This is a genomic window from Caballeronia ptereochthonis (assembly GCF_001545075.1).
Taxonomy (GTDB): domain Bacteria; phylum Pseudomonadota; class Gammaproteobacteria; order Burkholderiales; family Burkholderiaceae; genus Caballeronia; species Caballeronia ptereochthonis.
This window is the reverse complement of the sequence record NZ_FCOB02000006.1, coordinates 123292-141920: the sequence shown is the minus strand read 5'-3', so window position 1 is coordinate 141920 and position 18629 is coordinate 123292. Positions and strand designations below refer to the sequence as shown.

Sequence of the window (18629 nt, the reverse complement as noted above, 5' to 3'; positions counted from 1 at the left end):
CTCGTCAGCCCTTTCAGGAATTCACGATGTTTCCGCTCACTACGCGAGCGCGACGACGTTCGCGCCGCCGTGCCGTGGCGCGTTCGCGCGCATGGCTGCCGCTGTCGCTGATGGCGCACGCGGCCTTGTCCGCGGCCGCGTCGCCCGCACTGGCCGACACTTCGGCCCCGGCCGCGCCGGCCGATCACGCCGCGCCCAACGATTCAACCGATAACGCGCTGGCGCCGATCGTCGTGACCGCGCAGTCGGCGCCACGCCCGACGCTCGACCCGAACCTGCCCGCGAGCGTCGCGACCGTCACCGCCGACCAGTTCCAGTACTGGAACGTGACGACGCCCGAAGACGTGCTCAAGTACGCGCCGAACATGGCCGTGCGCAAGCGCTTCATCGGCGACGTCAACTCGACGATCGCCGTGCGCGGCACGAGCAACTCGCAGACCGCGCGCGGGCTCGTCTATGCCGACGGCCTCTTGCTCAGCAACTTCCTCGGCAACACATGGACCTTCGCGCCGCGCTGGTCGATGGTCTTCGCCGACGACATCGAGCGCACCGACGTCATCTACGGTCCGTACTCGGCGCTCTATCCGGGCAACTCGATCGGCGCCACGGTCGCCATTACGACGCGCATGCCGACGCAATTCCAGGCCGACGCGAAAGTGCAGGGCTTCACGCAGCACTTCGATCTGTTCGGCGTGAACCGCAGCTTCAACGGCACGAACACGACGGCGACCGTCGGCGACCGCATCGGCAAGCTGTCGTTTCTGATCGGAGTCGATCATCTGGAGAACACGGGCCAGCCGCTGCAGTTCGCGACGCTCGCGCAGTCGAAGACGCCCGCGACCGCCGCCGACAGGCCCGTCACCGGCGCGACCTTCTGCAACGACCAGTTCAACGCGCGCACCGCCGTGCTCGGCACGTCGAGCGAGGGCATCGAGCGCACGTTCCAGGATCAGTTGCGCGTGAAGCTCGCGTACGATCTGACGAGCACGCTGCAGGCGGGCTTCACGCTCGGCTACTGGCATCAGAAGTACAACAGCGACACGCAGACCTTCCTGCGCGATGCGGCCGGCAATCCCGTGTACAGCGGGCCCGTGAACATCGGCGGATACGAGTACAACATCCCGGCGGCGACCTTCGCTCCGAGCATGGGGTCGAGCGAAAACTTCCTCTACGGCCTTTCACTGCGCACGCACAACGAGACGGGCTGGAACGCGGAGGCGATCGCGTCGTACTTCGACATCACGCAGAGCATCGCGCGCACGGCGAACTCCGGCGTGCCCGGCGACGGCCCCGGCACGCTCACCGACGGAAGCGGCTCGGGCTGGAAGTCGCTCGATCTGCGCACGAGCTGGACACCGACCGCGCGCTCAGGTCTCGCCGCGCACGCGCTCTCGTTCGGCTATCACTACGACAACTATTTTCTTGACAACGTGACGTCGAACACCAGCGCGTGGCGCGATGGCGCGGGCGTGTCGTTCGCCAACGCGTTCGGCGGACGCACGCGCACGCAGGCCGTCTATGCGCAGGACGCGTGGCGCTTCCTGCCGCGCTGGGCGTTCACGTACGGCGTGCGCTACGAGAACTGGAACGCGTATGACGGCACGCGCGCGCTCGGCGCGACTTCGCTCGGCTATGCGGACATGAGCGAGAGCCACTGGTCGCCGAAGGCGTCGCTGTCGTTCGACCTCACGCAGGACCTGACGCTGCGCGCATCGCTCGGGCGCGCGTATCGCTTCCCGACGGTCGGCGAGCTGTTTCAAGGGCAGATCAACGGCATCTCGATCGTCAACAACAATCCGAACCTCAAGCCCGAAGACGACCTGTCGAAGGAACTCACCGCCGAGTGGGTGCGCGGCAACGGCGTGTATCGCTTCACGCTCTTTCAGGACGACGTGAAGAACACCATCTTCAGCCAGACCAACACGACCGTCATTCCCAACGTCACCAACTTCCAGAACATCGACAAGGTGCGCTCGCGCGGCGCGGAAGTCGCCTACGAAGGGCAGGACGTGCTCGTGCGCGGGCTGGACCTCGTCGCGAACGCCGCGTACACGCAGTCGAAGATCCTCGCGAACAGCGGCAATCCGGCGTCGGTCGGGAAGTACTTCTATCGCATTCCGCTGTGGCGCGCGAATGTCGCGGCGACGTATCGCGCGACCGGGAATACCGCCGCCACGCTCGCGGTACGTTACTCGGGGCGGCAATACAACACGCTCACCAATACCGACGTCAATCCCGACACGTACGGCGGCACGAGCACGTACACGGTGGTCGACGCGAAGCTGACGTACAGGCCGACCAAGCGCACGGAGCTGGGCATCGGCGTCGACAACCTGTTCGACCGGCGCTACTACGTGTTCCATCCGTATGCCGGGCGCACGTTCTATGTGGAAGGGCGCATCGGCATCTGATGCCCTTTGTTCGAAACGCACACACTCAACGAGAATCGCCATGCTTGCACCCAACTCAATCGCGGCAGCAGCAACGTCGAATGCGGAGGTCGTCGCGCATCGCCGTACGCTCTGGCGCTGGCATTTCTATGCGGGCCTCTTCGTGATGCCGCTTCTCATCGTGCTCGCGATCACCGGCACGATCTACTGTTTTCAGCCGCAGATCGAGCCGCTTCTCTATCGCGACAGGATGGTCGTCGCCGATACGCACGGCCCGCAGCTTTCGCGCGACGTCCTGCTCGCGAAAGCCGTCGCGAGCGAGCCGCGTGGCGCCGTGCCGACGCTCGCGCAGATCGAGAGCGATCGCACGCGCAGCGCGGAGTTCGTGTTTCGCCTGCCTTCGGGCGAGAGCGAAAGCGTGTACGTCGATCCCTACGACGGCGCGGTGCTCGGCAAGCTCTCGGTCGAACACAGGTTGATGAAGCAGGTGCGCAATCTGCATCGCGGCCTGATGATGGGCAAGGCCGGTGAACTGCTGATGGAGCTCGCCGGCTGCTGGACGCTCGTGATGATCGGCACGGGCGTCGCGCTGTGGTGGCCGGATCGCACGAACGCGAGGAAGGGCGGCGTATGGCTGCCGCGTCTGTCGCTGACGGGGCGCGCGTGGTGGCGCGATCTGCATGCGGTGGGCGGCATCTGGCTCGCGATCGGCGCGCTCTTCTTCGTGCTCTCCGGGCTGCCGTGGTCGGGCTCGTGGGGCAAGGAGTTCAAGGCGCTCGCGACATCGGCGTCGCTCGGCTATCCGAAGGGCGCGTGGGGCGAGGCGCACGTCCACTCGACGGCGCCCGGCGCGGCGGCGAAGCCCGCCGATGAACACGCGATGCACGGCATGCACATGACGATGGACGATCTGCCGCTCAAGCAGACGCCGTGGGCCGTGGGCGCGACGGAAGTGCCGGATGGCGTGAGCGCACCGGCATCGGCCGGACACGTGTCGATCGACGACGTGGTCGCGCTCGCGGCAAAGCAGGGCGTCACCGACGACTACGGCATCGCGCTGCCCGGCAAGCCGACGGGCGTCTACACGGTGTCGTACTTTCCCGCCGACCCGCGCGACGAGCGCACGCTGCATATCGATCAATACAACGGCCGCGTGCTGTCCGACATCTCCTATGCGAGCTACGGCCGCGTCGCGCAATGGATCTCGTATGGCACGTCGCTGCACATGGGGCGCTACTTCGGATTCGCGAATCAGATCGTCTGCTCGGCGATCTCGCTCGGGCTCGCGTCCCTGGCCGTGACCGGCTTCATCATGTGGATGAAGCGTCGTCCCGCGCGCACGCTCGGCTCGCCGGCGCGGCCGGTCAAGCGCCCGCCGATGCGCGCATGGCGCGGCGGCCTGACCTTGCTCGGCGTGATATTCCCGTTGATGGGCGCGACGATGCTCGCCGTCTGGTGCTTCGACCGGCTCGCGTTCGGCGCGAGGCGCGCGGTCGCCTGAGGCATCGCGCGCGCCGTTCGGATTTACTTCGAGCCGAACTTCAACCGCGTGAGCTGCTCGGCTTCGTTCGCGAGCAGCCGCGCGGCGTCGCGAATCGCGGTGTCGAGCGTGATCGGGCCCGGCGCGGGCGAGAAGCAGCCGCTGAAGAACTCGGAGAGCCGCGGCAGCGCCGCCGAATCCACCGCGCCCGAGAGCAGCGACGCCGGCACGCCCGCCGCGCGCGCGTGCTTGCAGGCGATGAAGGGCGCCTTGCCGTGCAGCGTCTGCACGTCGGAGCGGCCTTCGCCCGTGATGAGCCAGTTCGCGCCTTCGAGCGCGGCGTCGAGCCCGATCTCGCGCGCGACCACTTCCGCGCCCGTCTCGAAGCGCGCGCCCAGCATGTGCAGCGCGAAACCGAGTCCGCCCGCCGCGCCCGCGCCGGGCTCGTTGCGCTTCGTGACGCCCATCGCGGGTTCGAGGAGATCGGCGAAATGGGCGAGGGCGGCGTCGATCGTCGCGACCTGTTCCGGCGTCACCCCTTTCTGCGGCCCGAAGACCGCCGTCGCGCCGTGATCGCCGGTGAGCGGATTGTCCACGTCGGACATGCCGACGAACTCGGCCTCCTTCACGCGCGGATCGAGCCCCGACGCGTCGATGCGCGCAACCCGCGCCAGCGCCGACGGCACCGGCTCGAGCTCCTTGCGGCTCGCGTCGAAGAGCTTGAGCCCCAGGCCGACGAGCAGGCCCGCGCCGCCGTCGTTGGTGCTGCTGCCGCCGAGCGCGACATAGAAGCTGCGCGCGCCGGAATCGAGCAGCGAGCGGATCGCCTCGCCCATGCCGAGCGTGCTGCGCTCGGTGACGGGAACCGCCATACCGTCCGGATCGGTGATGCCGACCACTTCGGCGGTCTCGATGATCGCGCCGCCATCGGCGAGCAGGCCGGTGGCCGCATCGCGCCGCGCGGCCGCCGCGCCGCGCACGTTGAGCATGCGGCGCTCGCCGCCGGCCGCGAGCATCGCGTCGAGCGTGCCTTCGCCGCCGTCGGCCATCGGGCGGATGCGGATGTCGGCGTCCGGCCGCGCACGCCTGATGCCTTCCGCGATGGCGTTCGCGACGCCCTCTGCGGAGAGCGAACCCTTGAACGAGTCGGGAGCGATGACAACTACGGGAGCGGACGTGAGGTTAGGCATGGTGTCTCGAATGTTCTGGTTTGGAAGGAGCGATTGAAAAGTCGCAACGAAGCCCTATCTATGCAGTTGTTGCATACGCTTCATGCCTTGCGGCAATGCGTTGCGCATGAAGCGCTTTCCTCGCGTGAATCATGCGCCGGCAAGCTTATCAGCGCGGCGCGCGGCGCAAAATAGCCGCGTGCGGATAGCGGGAATTGTGCGCGCGAGCGCGCGCGGGAAAAACGCGGACTTACGCCGAATTCAGCCCCGAAAACGGGCGTATTTCCGGGCAAATTCCGCTTTAACCAGGCATTTGCGTTTCGATCGCCCGGTCCTCCCGGATTTGTTTGCTAAAATATCCGGCTCTGTTGACTGACACCGTGTCGGGCGACGACCCGGCCCTCCCGCAAGACGCGTTTTGCGCGCGTTTTCCGGTGCCAGGCGTCGATTTCGGCCGGCTCATGCAGAGTCCGCATCCGGACCCGCGCCTTTAGAACCGCGGAAGAACCGAACACCGAATTTACGATTTACTCTAGGACGATTTCAGCCATGGCTAACGTAGTTGAGAACCTCGGCAAGCTCGAACGCCGCGTGACGATTTCCCTGCCGAAAGACACGGTGCAGAAGGAAGTGGATTCGCGCATCCGCCAGCTGGCCAAGAACGTGCGCATGCCGGGTTTCCGCCCGGGCAAGGTGCCGCTCAAGATGGTGACGCAGCAGTACGGCGGCCAGGTGGAAGCCGAAGTGCTGAGCGACAAGGTCGGCAAGGAATTCTTCGACGTGACGCGCGCCGAGAACCTGCGCGTGGCCGGCCAGCCGAGCTTCGCGCCGAAGGCGGAAACCCCCGCCGACGCCTACGCGTTCGACGCGACCTTCGAGGTCTATCCGGAGGTCAAGCTGGGCGATGTGGCGGACGCTGAAATCGAACGTACGGTCACCACCATCTCCGAAGCCGAAGTCGACCGCACGCTGGACATCCTGCGCAAGCAGCGCGTGCACTTCCACGCGCGCGGCGAAGGCGGCGAGCACGGCGACGGCGGCGCGGACACCGCAGCCAAGGACGGCGACCGCGTGACGCTCGACTTCGTGGGCAAGATCGACGGCGTCGCGTTCGAAGGCGGCAGCGCACAGGATTTCGCGTTCGTGCTGGGTGAAGGCCGCATGCTGCCCGAGTTCGAACAGGCCGCAACGGGCCTGAAGGTCGGCGAATCGCGCGAATTCGACCTCAAGTTTCCGGACGACTACCACGGCAAGGAAGTGGCGGGCAAGACGGCTCAGTTCACCATCACGCTGAAGAAGGTCGAGTGGCCGCACCTGCCGGAAATCGACGCGGATTTCGCGAAATCGCTCGGCATCGAGGACGGCGATCTCACGAAGATGCGCGGCGAGATCAAGGACAACCTGGAGCGCGAAGCGAAGCGCCGCACGCAGCAGATCGTGAAGAACCAGGTCATGGACGCGCTCCTGAAGATCTCCGAGCTCGACGTGCCGAAGGCGCTGATCGAGCAGGATCAGCAGCGTCTCGTCGAAATGGCCCGTCAGGACCTGCAGCAGCGCGGCGTGCCGAACGCCGCCGACGCGCCGATTCCGGCCGAAATGTTCGCCGAGCAGGCCGAGCGCCGCGTGAAGCTGGGCCTCGTGCTCGCCGAGCTGGTGAAGGCCAACGAGCTGCAGGCGAAACCCGAGCAGATCCGCGCTGAAGTGGACGAATTCGCCAAGAGCTACGAAGACCCGAAGGAAGTCGTCCGCTGGTATTATTCGAACCAGCAGCGCCTCGCCGAGATGGAAGCATTCGTTGTGGAAAGCAACGTCGTCGATTTCGTCCTCGGCAAGGCCAAGGTGACCGACAAGGAAGTCAGCTTCGAGGAACTGGCCAGCGCAACGGCGCAAGCCTGACACGCGAATGGCCAAGGGCGTGCGGAGTCGTCGGACTGACGGCTCCCACGCCTTTTTTGCATTAAAGTTTGAGCGTTTGCATGCCGTTCTACCGGATGTTCCTTTGTCGTTCAGTATCCCTATTCCGAACAAGGAAATTGCATGACCTTTCGCGCTGAATTGCTCGACACGTTGGCGTCCCACGCACCGCGGGACTTCGAAGCCCAGGCGCTCGGCCTCGTTCCGATGGTCGTGGAAACGAGCGGCCGCGGCGAGCGTGCCTATGACATCTACTCGCGTCTCCTGAAAGAGCGTGTGGTATTTCTCGTCGGTGAAGTGAACGACCAGTCGGCGAATCTCGTCGTCGCGCAGCTGCTGTTCCTCGAAAGCGAGAATCCCGACAAGGACATCAGCCTGTACATCAACAGTCCCGGCGGTTCGGTCTCGGCAGGCATGGCGATCTACGACACCATGCAGTTCGTGAAACCCGACGTCTCTACGCTGTGCATGGGGCTCGCCGCGAGCATGGGCGCGTTCCTGCTGGCGGCAGGCGCCAAGGGCAAGCGCGTCGCGCTGCCGAACGCCCGCGTGATGATTCACCAGCCGCTCGGCGGCGCGCGCGGCCAGGCATCGGACATCGAGATCCAGGCGCGGGAAATCCTGTACCTGAAGGAGCGTTTGAATCAGTTGCTGTCGCATCACACGGGTCAGCCGGTCGAGCGCATCGCGCGCGACACGGATCGCGACAACTTCATGTCCGGCGACGACGCGCAGGCTTACGGTCTCGTCGACCAGGTGCTTCACAAGCGTCCTTGAAGGCGTCCGGAGCGGCGCCGCGCCGGCGCACGGAGACGGAGCCGGCGAAAAATGCGAATCGCGCATGCGGCGCAACGCCAAAACGCGCTTCGTCCGGGCCGCGCGGGTGCGAACCTGCGTGGCCGGATCGAAGGGCGTATCATGTAACAAGAGTGTCCGGAGGCTCACACATTTATGGCGGACAAAAAAGGTTCCAGTAGCGAAAAGCTGCTGTATTGCTCGTTTTGCGGAAAAAGCCAGCATGAGGTGAAAAAGCTCATTGCGGGCCCGTCGGTGTTCATCTGCGATGAATGCATCGATTTGTGCAACGAGATCATTCGCGACGAGGCGGCCGGCGCGGCGGAAGAGGCCGGGCTCTCCAAGTCTGACCTGCCGAGCCCGCAGGAAATCAGCGATATCCTCAATCAGTACGTGATCGGCCAGGAGCGCGCGAAGAAGATTCTCGCGGTGGCCGTGTACAACCACTACAAGCGGCTCAAGCATCTCGACAAGAAGGACGACATCGAGCTGTCCAAGAGCAACATCCTCCTGATCGGGCCGACCGGCTCGGGCAAGACGTTGCTCGCGCAGACGCTCGCGCGCATGCTGAACGTGCCGTTCGTGATCGCCGATGCCACGACGCTCACCGAAGCCGGCTACGTCGGCGAGGACGTCGAGAACATCATTCAGAAGCTGCTGCAGAACTGCAACTACGAAGTCGACAAGGCGCAGCGCGGAATCGTCTACATCGACGAGATCGACAAGATCAGCCGCAAGTCGGACAACCCGTCCATCACGCGCGACGTGTCGGGCGAGGGCGTCCAGCAGGCGCTGCTCAAGCTGATCGAAGGCACGATGGCGTCGGTGCCGCCCCAGGGCGGACGCAAGCACCCGAATCAGGATTTCATCCAGGTCGATACGACCAACATCCTGTTCGTCTGCGGCGGCGCGTTCGACGGGCTGGAGAAGGTCATCACCGATCGCACGGAGAAGACCGGCATCGGCTTTGGCGCGAGCGTGAAGAGCAAGCAGGACCGCGACGCGGGCGAAGTGCTGCGCGACGTGGAGCCGGAAGATCTGATCAAGTTCGGCCTGATCCCGGAGCTGATCGGCCGTCTGCCGGTCGTGGCGACGCTCGGCAAACTCGACGAAGCCGCGCTCGTGAAGATCCTGATCGAGCCGAAGAACGCGCTGGTGAAGCAGTATCACAAGCTCTTCGCGATGGAACGCGTGGAGCTGGAAATTCGCCCGGCGGCGCTGCAGGCCATCGCGCAGAAGGCGATTCGCCGCAAGACCGGCGCGCGCGGCCTGCGCTCGATTCTGGAACAGGCGTTGCTCGACGTGATGTACGAACTGCCGACCATGAAGGGCGTCTCGAAGGTGATCGTCGACGACAACACCATCGACGGCGACGGAAAGCCTCTGCTCATCTACGAAGATGCGCCGAAGGTAGCGGGTTCCAACTGAAACAGGCTGTGGCTCGGCGAGAGGCCGTTCATGGCGACGTGAACGGCCTTTTATTTTTTTCGGTTTATCTTGTGGACGTTACTGACGCGATCTTTGACTAACGACTTTTCCCTTCCGATAAAGGCTTGCAATAGCTCTGAACGGCCTTACTTACGACTGAACTGATTCCATTAATGGGGAAATGAAATGTCAGGAACCCAACTCCTCCCGCAGGAACGCATTACGCTGCCGCTGCTCCCGCTGCGCGACGTAGTCGTTTTCCCGCATATGGTGATTCCGCTCTTCGTTGGGCGGCCCAAGTCGATCAAGGCCCTCGAAGCCGCGATGGAAGGCGGCAAGCACATCATGCTCGTCGCCCAGAAAACGGCGGCGAAGGACGAGCCGACCGAAAAGGACATGTACGAAGTAGGATGTGTCGCCAACATCCTGCAAATGCTGAAGCTGCCTGACGGCACGGTGAAGGTGCTCGTCGAAGGCCTGCAGCGCGCCAAGACGCTCTCGATCGAAGAGCAGGAAACGCAATTCTCCTGCGACGTGATGCCGCTCGAGCCCGACCACGCCGACAGCGCCGAAACCGAAGCGCTGCGCCGCGCGATCGTCTCGCAGTTCGATCAGTACGTGAAGCTCAACAAGAAGATTCCGCCGGAGATCCTGACGTCGCTGTCGGGCATCGACGAGGCGGGTCGTCTTGCCGACACCATCGCCGCGCATCTGCCGCTCAAGCTCGACCAGAAGCAGCACATCCTCGAGATGTTCCCGGTCATCGAGCGTCTGGAGCATCTGCTCGCCCAGCTCGAGGCCGAAATCGACATTCTTCAGGTCGAGAAGCGCATCCGTGGCCGCGTGAAGCGCCAGATGGAGAAGAGCCAGCGCGAGTACTACCTGAACGAGCAGGTCAAGGCCATCCAGAAGGAACTGGGCGAAGGCGAAGAGGGCGCGGATCTCGAAGAGCTCGAGAAGCGCATCACCGCCGCGCGCATGCCGAAGGAAGCCAAGAAGAAGGCCGACGCCGAGCTCAAGAAGCTCAAGCTGATGTCGCCGATGTCGGCTGAGGCGACCGTCGTGCGCAACTACATCGACACGCTGATCGGCTTGCCGTGGCGCAAGAAGAGCAAGGTCAACAACGACCTCTCGAACGCCGAGCGCGTGCTCGACGAAGACCACTTCGGTCTCGAGAAGGTGAAGGAACGCATTCTCGAGTATCTCGCGGTTCAACAGCGCGTCGAGAAGGTGAAGGCGCCGATCCTGTGCCTGGTCGGGCCTCCGGGCGTCGGCAAGACCTCGCTCGGGCAGTCGATCGCCCGCGCGACGAATCGCAAGTTCGTGCGCATGGCCTTGGGTGGCGTGCACGACGAGTCGGAGATTCGCGGTCACCGCCGCACGTATATCGGCTCGATGCCCGGCAAGATCCTGCAGAGCCTCGCGAAAGTCGGCGTGCGCAATCCGCTCTTCCTGCTCGACGAAGTCGACAAGATGGGCATGGATTTCCGCGGCGATCCCGCTTCCGCGCTGCTCGAAGTGCTCGATCCGGAACAGAACCATACGTTCGCGGACCACTACATCGAAGTGGACTTCGACCTGTCGGACGTGATGTTCGTGGCGACGTCGAACTCGCTGAACATTCCGCCGCCGCTGCTCGACCGGATGGAAGTCATTCGCCTCTCGGGCTACACCGAGGACGAGAAAGTCAGCATCGCGCAGCGGTATCTGTTGCCGAAGCAGAAGCGCAACAACGGCCTGAAGGACGGCGAGATCGACGTCACGGAACAGGCGATCCGCGACATCATTCGCTACTACACGCGTGAAGCGGGCGTGCGTTCGCTCGAACGTGAAGTGTCGAAGATCTGCCGCAAGGTCGTGAAGATGCTCCTGCTGAAGAAGGCGGAAGGCGCCGTGAAGGTCGATGGCAGCAACCTGGACACCTTCCTCGGCGTGCGCAAGTACGACTTCGGTCTGGCCGCGAAGGAAAATCAGATCGGTCAGGTGACGGGTCTCGCGTGGACGGAAGTCGGCGGCGATCTGCTGACGATCGAAGCGGCGGTGATGCCCGGCAAGGGCGGCGTCATCCGCACGGGTTCGCTCGGCGACGTGATGAAGGAATCCGTCGAAGCGGCGCGCTCGGTGGTGCGCTCGCGCTCGCGCCGACTCGGCATCACGGACGAATCCTTCGAGAAGAAGGACATCCACATCCACGTGCCGGAAGGCGCGACGCCGAAGGACGGTCCGTCCGCCGGCATCGCGATGACGACCGCCTTGGTGTCGGTGCTGACGGGCATTCCGGTTCGCGCGGACGTCGCGATGACGGGCGAAATCACGCTGCGCGGCGAAGTGCTGCCGATCGGCGGGTTGAAGGAGAAGCTGCTGGCGGCGCATCGCGGCGGCATCAAGCTCGTGCTGATCCCCGAGGAGAACACGAAGGATCTGGCCGAGATTCCCGACAACGTGAAGAACGCCATCGAGATCGTACCGGTTCGCTGGATCGATCGCGTGCTGGAGCTCGCGCTGGAACGCTCACCGGAGCCGTTGCCGGAAGACGAAGCCAAGGCGACGCCGGTCGCGGCCGAACAGCAGAAGGATGCGCCCGCGTCGGGCGAGGTCGTGAAGCACTGACCGCATCGCGCGACACGGTTCCTTACCGTGTTGCGTGATCGGAGCTAAAAACCCGCGGGTCACCCCCGCGGGTTTTTGTTTGGTGCGCGCGATAATTCCGAAGATGTCTTCTAATGTGCCCGCCAGGCCCGTCGAATAAGGCTCAATCCCCGTTGACACGCCGCTTTCGGCTAAGTTAAATGGGCGCCGCATCCAACAATATCGAGATGCCATTCGCTTCGATGCAGGACCAGATCGATGACAACGTTGCCATTACTGATTCGGGGATCACAATGAACAAGACGGAACTGATCGACCATATCGCGCAGCAAGCCGATATCTCCAAGGCCGCCGCCGGCCGCGCGCTCGACGCGGTGATCGGCGGCGTGCGCACGACGCTGAAGAAGGGCGGAACCGTGACGCTCGTCGGCTTCGGCACGTTCGCCGTGGGCAAGCGCACGGCGCGTACCGGCCGCAATCCGCGCACGGGCGCGGCGATCAAGATCAAGGCCGCGAAGGTCCCGAAATTTCGCCCTGGCAAAGCGCTGAAGGATGCGCTAAACTAGCGGACTCGCTGGATACGGCGCTTCCCATAAGAAGCACTGGATTCAAGCGCGGCGCAAATCAAATGAAATGCGGACCGGGTGCTTAGCTCAGTTGGTAGAGCGGCGCCCTTACAAGGCGTAGGTCGGGAGTTCGAGCCTCTCAGCACCCACCAGGTCTCGGTTCATTGCGCGCTACCCAGGAGCGGTAGTTCAGTTGGTTAGAATACCGGCCTGTCACGCCGGGGGTCGCGGGTTCGAGCCCCGTCCGCTCCGCCAGAATCGACATGAAAGTCCCGTAAGCTTCACGGCTTGCGGGACTTTTTGTTTTGCATCGCGCGATCGGTCGCGCAAACGTTTCTTTAAGAATGCTAATGATCGGGAGCGCGCCGCATGAATCGCCCCGCCACGGAAATCCGCGCGCAACGGTCGCCGCAATTGCGCACCACTGGCGTTGCACAAAGCACATCGATCGGCGCCTAAATGCCTGATTCTTAGGATATTTCGAATCCGACGGCGAATCGCCTTCAGGCCGCGCGAGCCGTGCGCCAGGCCAAATCCCCGTCGCCTTTCGCCTTTTCCTCTGCCACTGTTGTAATATCGAGCGTTTTGTTCCAATAACGCAGCGCAACGCATGCTCGACTTCTTCCGAAATCACCAGCGCCTGATGATGGCCCTGCTGATCCTGATCATCGTGCCCGGCCTCGGCATCGTCGGTATTCAGGGTTTCAGCAACTTCTTCGACGAAAGCGCCTATGTCGCCAGCGTGAACGGTCACAAGATCACACGCGCCGAATTCGACAGCGCCTTCAGGCAGCAAGTGGACCGCGCCCGCTCGATGCTCGGCGCGCAGTTCGATCCCAAGATGTTCGACACGCCCGAGACGCGCGCCGCGATGGTCGACAGCCTCGTGCAGCAGCGCGCGATGGCGGACGAAACGCAGCGCCTGCATCTCACCGCGTCGGATGACGCCGTGCGCCGCGCACTGCTCGCCGACCCGGTGATCTCGTCGCTGCGCAAGCCGGACGGCACCATCGACGTGGACCGCTACAAGCAACTGCTCGCCATGCAGGGCATGACGCCCGCGCAATACGACGAACGCATGCGCTACACGCTCGCAACCGATCAGATCCCGAGCAGCATCCAGTCGAGCTCGTTCACGTCGAAAACGCTCGCGCAGAACCTCACCGAGCTGGCCGACCAAAAGCGCTCCGTGCAGGGCCTGTCGCTGCGCACGGCGGATTACACCGCGAAGATCCAGCCGACCGACGCGCAGCTCACCGCCTATTACGACGCGCATCGCAACGACTTCGCGACGCCCGAGACGGCCACGATCCAGTACCTCTTGCTGTCGCCGTCGATCATCGCAGCGGCAGCCAAGCCGAGCGACGCCGATCTCAAGAAGTACTACGACGAAAACATCCAGCGCTATCGCACGGAAGCGGAAGTGCGCGCGAGCCACATTCTCGTGAACGCGCCGAAGGACGCGAGCGCCGCCGACAAGGCGAAAGCGAAGCAAAAGGCCGAAGACCTGCTCGCGCAAGTCAAGGCTCATCCCGATCAGTTCGCTCAGATCGCGCAGAAGAACTCGGATGATCCGGGCTCCGCGAGCAAGGGCGGCGATCTCGGCTACTTCGCGCGCGGCCAGATCGCGGGCGGCAAGGCTTTCGACGACGCCGCGTTCGGCCTGAAGAAGGGCGAGGTGAGCAACATCGTCGAGTCGGACTTCGGCTATCACATCATCGAGGCAACCGATGTGAAGCCTGCCGTCACGAAGCCGTTCGACGAAGTGAAGGACGCGCTCGCAAAGGACTATGCGGCGCAGCAGGGCACGAAGGGTTTCGCCGACGACGCACAAGGCTTCACCGACCTCGTGTACGAGAAGTCGAAGTCGCTGCAGCCCGCGGCGGACAAGTACAAGCTGACGATCCAGACGGCGACGATCGGCCCGAAGCCGAATCCGCAACTGCCGCAGGATAGCCCGCTCAACAATCCGAAGTTCCTCGCCGCCGTGTTCGCGCCCGACTCGGTGAAGGACCGCAACAACACGCAGGCCATCGACATCGGCAACAACACGCTGATCGCCGCGCGCGTGACCGACTACAAGGCTTCGGCCGTGCCCGCGTTCGACGCGGTGAAGGACGAGGTCCGCAAGAAGGCCGTCGCGGATATGGCCGCCGCCATGGCGAAGAAGGAAGGCGAGGCGAAACTGGCCGACCTGCAGAAGTCGAAGTCGGCCGACGGCTTCACGTCGCCGATCACGGTCTCGCGCAACGATGCGCAGGGGCTGCCGCCCGCCGCGCTGAGCGCGATCTTCAAGGCGGATGCGTCGAAACTGCCGGCGTATGTCGGCGTGGATCTCGGCGCGGACGGTTATGCGATCTATCGCGTGAATGCGGTCGAGAAGCCGGCGCAGGTCGCGGCCGATCGTCTCACGGGGGCGCAGCGGCAGATCGCGCAGGTATATGCGCAAGCCGAAATGGAAGCGTATGTCGACTCGCTGAAGGCGCGCTCGAAGGTCAAGCTGAGCCACGCGCCGACGCAATCGTCGAACTGACGCACTTCGACGCGCTCATGTTGAAAAGCCCCGCTGCCGAAAGGAAGCGGGGCTTTTGCTTGGGTCACGCGGCAGTCACGCCTGCGCGCCATTCGGCACGCGGATGCGCAGACTCGCGACGCGCCTTACAGGCAAGCTTGAATGTCGCCGGTCGCCTGGCTGCCGGCTGCGCCCGATGCGCGGAAGCCGACCCACGAACCCGGCCCCGACCATGCCGGACGCACGATGGCCGCTGCGCCGTTCGGCGGCTGCTGGCCGGGAACGTAGATATCGACGGCCTGATCGTTCGCGAGCGTGTCCTGCGACACGACTTGCTGTTGCGACTTGTCGGCCCACTTCTGGGCGACGCATTGCGCGACGGCCTTCGGCGCCTTCTGGCTCGTGCCGACTTGCTGCACGCCCGCGGGCGGCTGTGCGGCACAGGCCGAGATCGCAACGGTCAGTGCGAGAAGAGGGAAAAGTTTCACGTGACCTCCTTGTAGAGTCGCTCACAAGACGAGCGGGGTTATAAGAGTTACGCGAAAGTCTCAGATATCTGAATCCTGGCCGTGCTCCGCGTTTATCCGAAAGGCTGTTGCGGCCAGCGTCTTCGTCAGTGCGATGCGCTGGCGCCCAGCAAGGGTTTCAAGGTTGGCCAGACGTTATCCAATAGCAAAGGCTGGGCCTGGACCGTCGGGTGAATCTGGTCGGCCTGGAACAGGGACGGCTTGTCCGCGATGCCGGCAAGCAGGAAGGGCACGAGCGGCACGTTCTTCTCCCTGGCGATGCGCTCGTAGACCGCATGAAACTTTTGCGTGTAGTCGGGGCCGTAATTGGGTGGAACGTACATGCCGATGAGCAAAACCTTCGCATGCGCGGCCTGCGAGGCATCGACGATGCTCCTCAGATTCGTCTCAGTAGTCGCAAGCGGCACGCCGCGCAGCGCGTCGTTCGCACCGAGCTCCACGATCACGATCGCGGGCTTGATGCGCGTGAGCACCGCGGTCAGCCGCGCGCGTCCGCCGCTCGTGGTGTCGCCGCTGATGCTCGAATTGGCGACGCTATAATCGAAGCGCTCCTTCGCCAGCCGTTCGCGCAAGAGATTCACCCAGCCCGTATCGCGCGGCAGGCCGTATTCGGCCGAGAGACTATCGCCGAGCACGACGATCGCGGGCTTCGGTTGAGATGCCGCCTGCGCGTTGGCGGCGTGTGCCGTCGTCGCGCAGGCGGCCGCCAGCGTCGTGGCCATCGCGATGGTGCGCGCGAGACCGCACAAGTTATTTTTCAAGGTGTCCATGCAAAACGATATCGAGCCGGTCATCGAAGTACGGGGATTGAGCAAGCGGGTGAAGGACGCAACGGGCGAGCTGACGATTCTCGATCAGATCGATCTGTCGATCGCGCAGGGCAGCAGCGTGGCGATCGTCGGCGCATCGGGCTCGGGCAAGTCGACTCTGCTCGGCCTGCTCGCCGGTTTGGACAGCGCGAGCGCGGGCTCGGTTCGTCTGCTCGGCAAGGAGTTGTCCACGCTGAACGAAGACGAGCGCGCCGCATTGCGAAGCGGCGCCGTCGGCTTCGTGTTCCAGTCCTTCCAGTTGATGCCGCATCTCACCGCGCTCGAGAACGTGATGCTGCCGCTCGAACTGCGCGCCGAGATGCCGCACAGGGAGATCGCGGCGCGCGCACGCTCGCTGCTCGATCAGGTGGGCCTGGCCCAGCGCACCGGACATTATCCGAAGCTGCTTTCCGGCGGCGAGCAACAGCGCGTCGCGCTCGCGCGCGCGTTCGTCACGCATCCGGCCGTGCTCTTCGCCGACGAACCCACCGGCAGTCTCGACGCCGCCACGGGCTACGCGATCATCGACCTCATGTTCGAAATGAACCGGCGCAACGGCGCGACGCTCGTGCTCGTCACGCACGATCCTGAACTCGCCGGGCGTTGCGATGCCACCGTGACGATCGAAGCGGGACGGCTCGTCAACGGCCTTTCCGTCTGAGCATGAAAAAGCCCGCACCGCCGGAACGGATGCGGGCGCATTGAACCGAATCAAGCGTTTCAGCGTTTCAGCGTTTCAGCGCCTTGCGCGCCCGCGCGATCAACGCCGATGTCGACGAGTCGTGCCTGGACGGATCGACGCTCGCCGCGGTGATATCGGCCTCGACGACCTTGCCGAGAATCTTGCCGAGCTCCACGCCCCACTGATCGAACGAGTTGACGTCCCACACCGTGCCCTGCACGAGCACCTTGTGCTCGTAGAGCGCGATGAGCGCGCCGAGCGCTTGCGGCGTGAGCGCATCGAGCATGATGGTCGTGGTCGGCCGGTTGCCGGGGAAGCTCAGGTGCGTCGCGAGCGCTTCCTTGCCCGGACCCGCGACCTTCTTCGCTTCTTCCAGCGTGCGCCCGAGCATCAGCGCTTCGCTTTGCGCGAAGCAATTCGCGAGCAGCTTCGCATGATGATCGACGAGCGGATGCTCCGGCGTCAGCACGGCGATGAAGTCGATCGGGATGAGCGTCGGCCCCTGATGCAGCATCTGGAAGAACGCGTGCTGGCCGTTCGTGCCCGGCTCGCCCCAGATGACGGCAGCGGTCGGATAGTCGACCATCTTGCCGTCGAGCCGCGCTGACTTGCCGTTGCTCTCCATCTCCAGTTGCTGAAGATACGCAGGCAGATAGTGCAGCGCCTCCGAATACGGCGCGATCAGGTCGCTCTGCGAGCCGAAGAAGTTGCGATACCAGATGCCGATCATGCCCAGCAGCACCGGCAGGTTCACGTCGAGCGGCGCGGTGCGGAAGTGCTGGTCCATCGCGTCCGCGCCTTGCAGCAGCGCGTCGAAGTTCTTCGGTCCGACCGAGAGCATGATCGAGAGACCGACCGCCGACCACAGCGAGTAACGGCCGCCGACCCAGTCCCACATCTCGAACACGTTCTCCTTCGCGATGCCGAACTTGACGACTTCCGCCGGGTTCGCCGACACGCCGACGAAATGCTTCGAGAGCTGGTCTTCGGGGCAGCCGGATTTCAGGAGCCAGTCGCGCATCGAGTGCGCGTTGGTCATCGTCTCGAGCGTCGTGAAGGTTTTTGAGACGACGATCGCGAGCGTCTCTTCGGCGTCGATCTGCTGCAGCACGTTGTAGAGATCCGCGCCGTCGACGTTCGACACGAAGTGCGTGTCGAGCTCCTTCGATGCGAGATGATGCAGCGCGTGCACGACCATCTTCGGCCCGAGGTCAGAACCGCCGATGCCGATGTTCACCACATGGCGGATGCGCTTGCCGGTGTAGCCCTTCCACGAGCCGTCGCGGACCTTGTCGGAGAAGGCGGCCATCTTGGCCTTTTCGGCCTGCACCTGGCTGTAGAAAGGCGCATCGGGCGACTGCGCGCGCAGTGCGGTGTGGAGCACCGCGCGATGCTCGGTGACGTTGACGATATCGCCCCGGAACATCGCGTCGCGGCGCTTCGTGACGCCGGCTTCCTCGGCGAGCTGGATCAGCAGCTTGAGCGTTTCGTCGTTGACGCGGTTCTTGGAGAAGTCGATGGTGAGGCCGCCGCCTTCGAACGTGAGGCGCTCGGCGCGCGTCGGAGCGGTGTCGTTTTGCGGCGCGAACCAGTCGCGCAGGCGCTCGCCGGAAATGGCATCGTAGTGCGACTGGAGCGCCGACCAGGCAGGAAGCGAATTGAGCGTCGAGGTTTGGGTCATGAGCGGTCCGATAGTCTGAGAGTGACAGAGGAATACGTTCGTGCGAATCCTGCGCGGCTTGCCTTGCGTCGTGTGTTTCGTGAACGC

At 64.1% G+C, this 18629-nt stretch carries 13 protein-coding genes and 2 tRNA genes; 11 read left to right on the top strand and 4 right to left on the bottom strand.

What is annotated here, in order from left to right; translation table 11 throughout:
- The first annotated feature begins 26 nt into the window (after positions 1-26).
- Together AWB83_RS08330 and AWB83_RS08325 are read left to right on the top strand one after the other, a co-directional pair.
- Positions 27-2411 (top strand): TonB-dependent receptor, encoded by a 2385-nt coding sequence (locus AWB83_RS08330; RefSeq protein WP_087044131.1) that lies wholly within the window; start codon positions 27-29, stop codon positions 2409-2411.
- Positions 2412-2451: 40 nt separating this feature from the next.
- Entirely contained in the window at positions 2452-3891 is a 1440-nt protein-coding gene (locus tag AWB83_RS08325; protein WP_087044130.1) for a PepSY-associated TM helix domain-containing protein, read from the top strand.
- A 23-nt stretch (positions 3892-3914) separates the two neighbouring features.
- Here AWB83_RS08325 and AWB83_RS08320 read toward each other — a convergent pair whose 3' ends face one another.
- Positions 3915-5060, bottom strand: coding sequence for a glycerate kinase (locus AWB83_RS08320; RefSeq protein WP_087044128.1), 1146 nt, complete (start codon positions 5058-5060; stop codon positions 3915-3917).
- Between the two features lie 528 nt (positions 5061-5588).
- On the opposite strand from AWB83_RS08320, the gene tig reads away from it, so the two are divergent.
- From tig to AWB83_RS08280, 8 genes are all read left to right on the top strand, one after another.
- The gene (gene tig / locus AWB83_RS08315; RefSeq protein ID WP_087044125.1) at positions 5589-6935 is read left to right on the top strand and encodes a trigger factor; all 1347 of its coding nucleotides are present in this window, start codon (positions 5589-5591) and stop codon (positions 6933-6935) included.
- A gap of 141 nt (positions 6936-7076) precedes the next feature.
- Positions 7077-7730: an ATP-dependent Clp endopeptidase proteolytic subunit ClpP gene (gene clpP, locus AWB83_RS08310; protein ID WP_008349755.1), complete on the top strand. Its 654-nt coding sequence runs from the start codon at positions 7077-7079 to the stop codon at positions 7728-7730.
- Positions 7731-7904: 174 nt separating this feature from the next.
- Positions 7905-9176, top strand: a complete 1272-nt coding sequence (gene clpX, locus AWB83_RS08305) for an ATP-dependent Clp protease ATP-binding subunit ClpX (protein ID WP_087044123.1) — start codon at positions 7905-7907, stop codon at positions 9174-9176.
- Between the two features lie 186 nt (positions 9177-9362).
- Positions 9363-11786 (top strand): endopeptidase La, encoded by a 2424-nt coding sequence (gene lon, locus AWB83_RS08300; protein WP_087044121.1) that lies wholly within the window; start codon positions 9363-9365, stop codon positions 11784-11786.
- A gap of 221 nt (positions 11787-12007) precedes the next feature.
- On the top strand, positions 12008-12331 hold the full coding sequence (locus AWB83_RS08295) for an HU family DNA-binding protein (protein WP_159463028.1): 324 nt from the start codon (positions 12008-12010) through the stop codon (positions 12329-12331).
- Positions 12332-12407: 76 nt separating this feature from the next.
- A tRNA-Val gene (locus AWB83_RS08290) sits at positions 12408-12483 on the top strand.
- Positions 12484-12509: 26 nt separating this feature from the next.
- Positions 12510-12586 (top strand) — tRNA-Asp (locus AWB83_RS08285).
- A gap of 355 nt (positions 12587-12941) precedes the next feature.
- On the top strand, positions 12942-14864 hold the full coding sequence (locus tag AWB83_RS08280) for a SurA N-terminal domain-containing protein (RefSeq protein ID WP_087044119.1): 1923 nt from the start codon (positions 12942-12944) through the stop codon (positions 14862-14864).
- A 125-nt stretch (positions 14865-14989) separates the two neighbouring features.
- Here AWB83_RS08280 and AWB83_RS08275 read toward each other — a convergent pair whose 3' ends face one another.
- Both AWB83_RS08275 and AWB83_RS08270 read right to left on the bottom strand, forming a co-directional pair.
- Complete coding sequence (locus AWB83_RS08275; protein WP_087044118.1) at positions 14990-15331, bottom strand: hypothetical protein; 342 nt, start codon at positions 15329-15331, stop codon at positions 14990-14992.
- A 125-nt stretch (positions 15332-15456) separates the two neighbouring features.
- Complete coding sequence (locus tag AWB83_RS08270; protein WP_208636727.1) at positions 15457-16140, bottom strand: arylesterase; 684 nt, start codon at positions 16138-16140, stop codon at positions 15457-15459.
- Here AWB83_RS08270 and AWB83_RS08265 point away from each other — a divergent pair.
- Entirely contained in the window at positions 16139-16840 is a 702-nt protein-coding gene (locus tag AWB83_RS08265) for an ABC transporter ATP-binding protein (protein WP_087044368.1), read from the top strand. The two genes, AWB83_RS08270 and AWB83_RS08265, sit on opposite strands and share 2 nt — an antisense overlap.
- Before the next feature lie 67 nt (positions 16841-16907).
- Here AWB83_RS08265 and pgi read toward each other — a convergent pair whose 3' ends face one another.
- Positions 16908-18542: a glucose-6-phosphate isomerase gene (gene pgi / locus AWB83_RS08260; protein WP_087044364.1), complete on the bottom strand. Its 1635-nt coding sequence runs from the start codon at positions 18540-18542 to the stop codon at positions 16908-16910.
- Between the last annotated feature and the right edge of the window lie 87 nt (positions 18543-18629).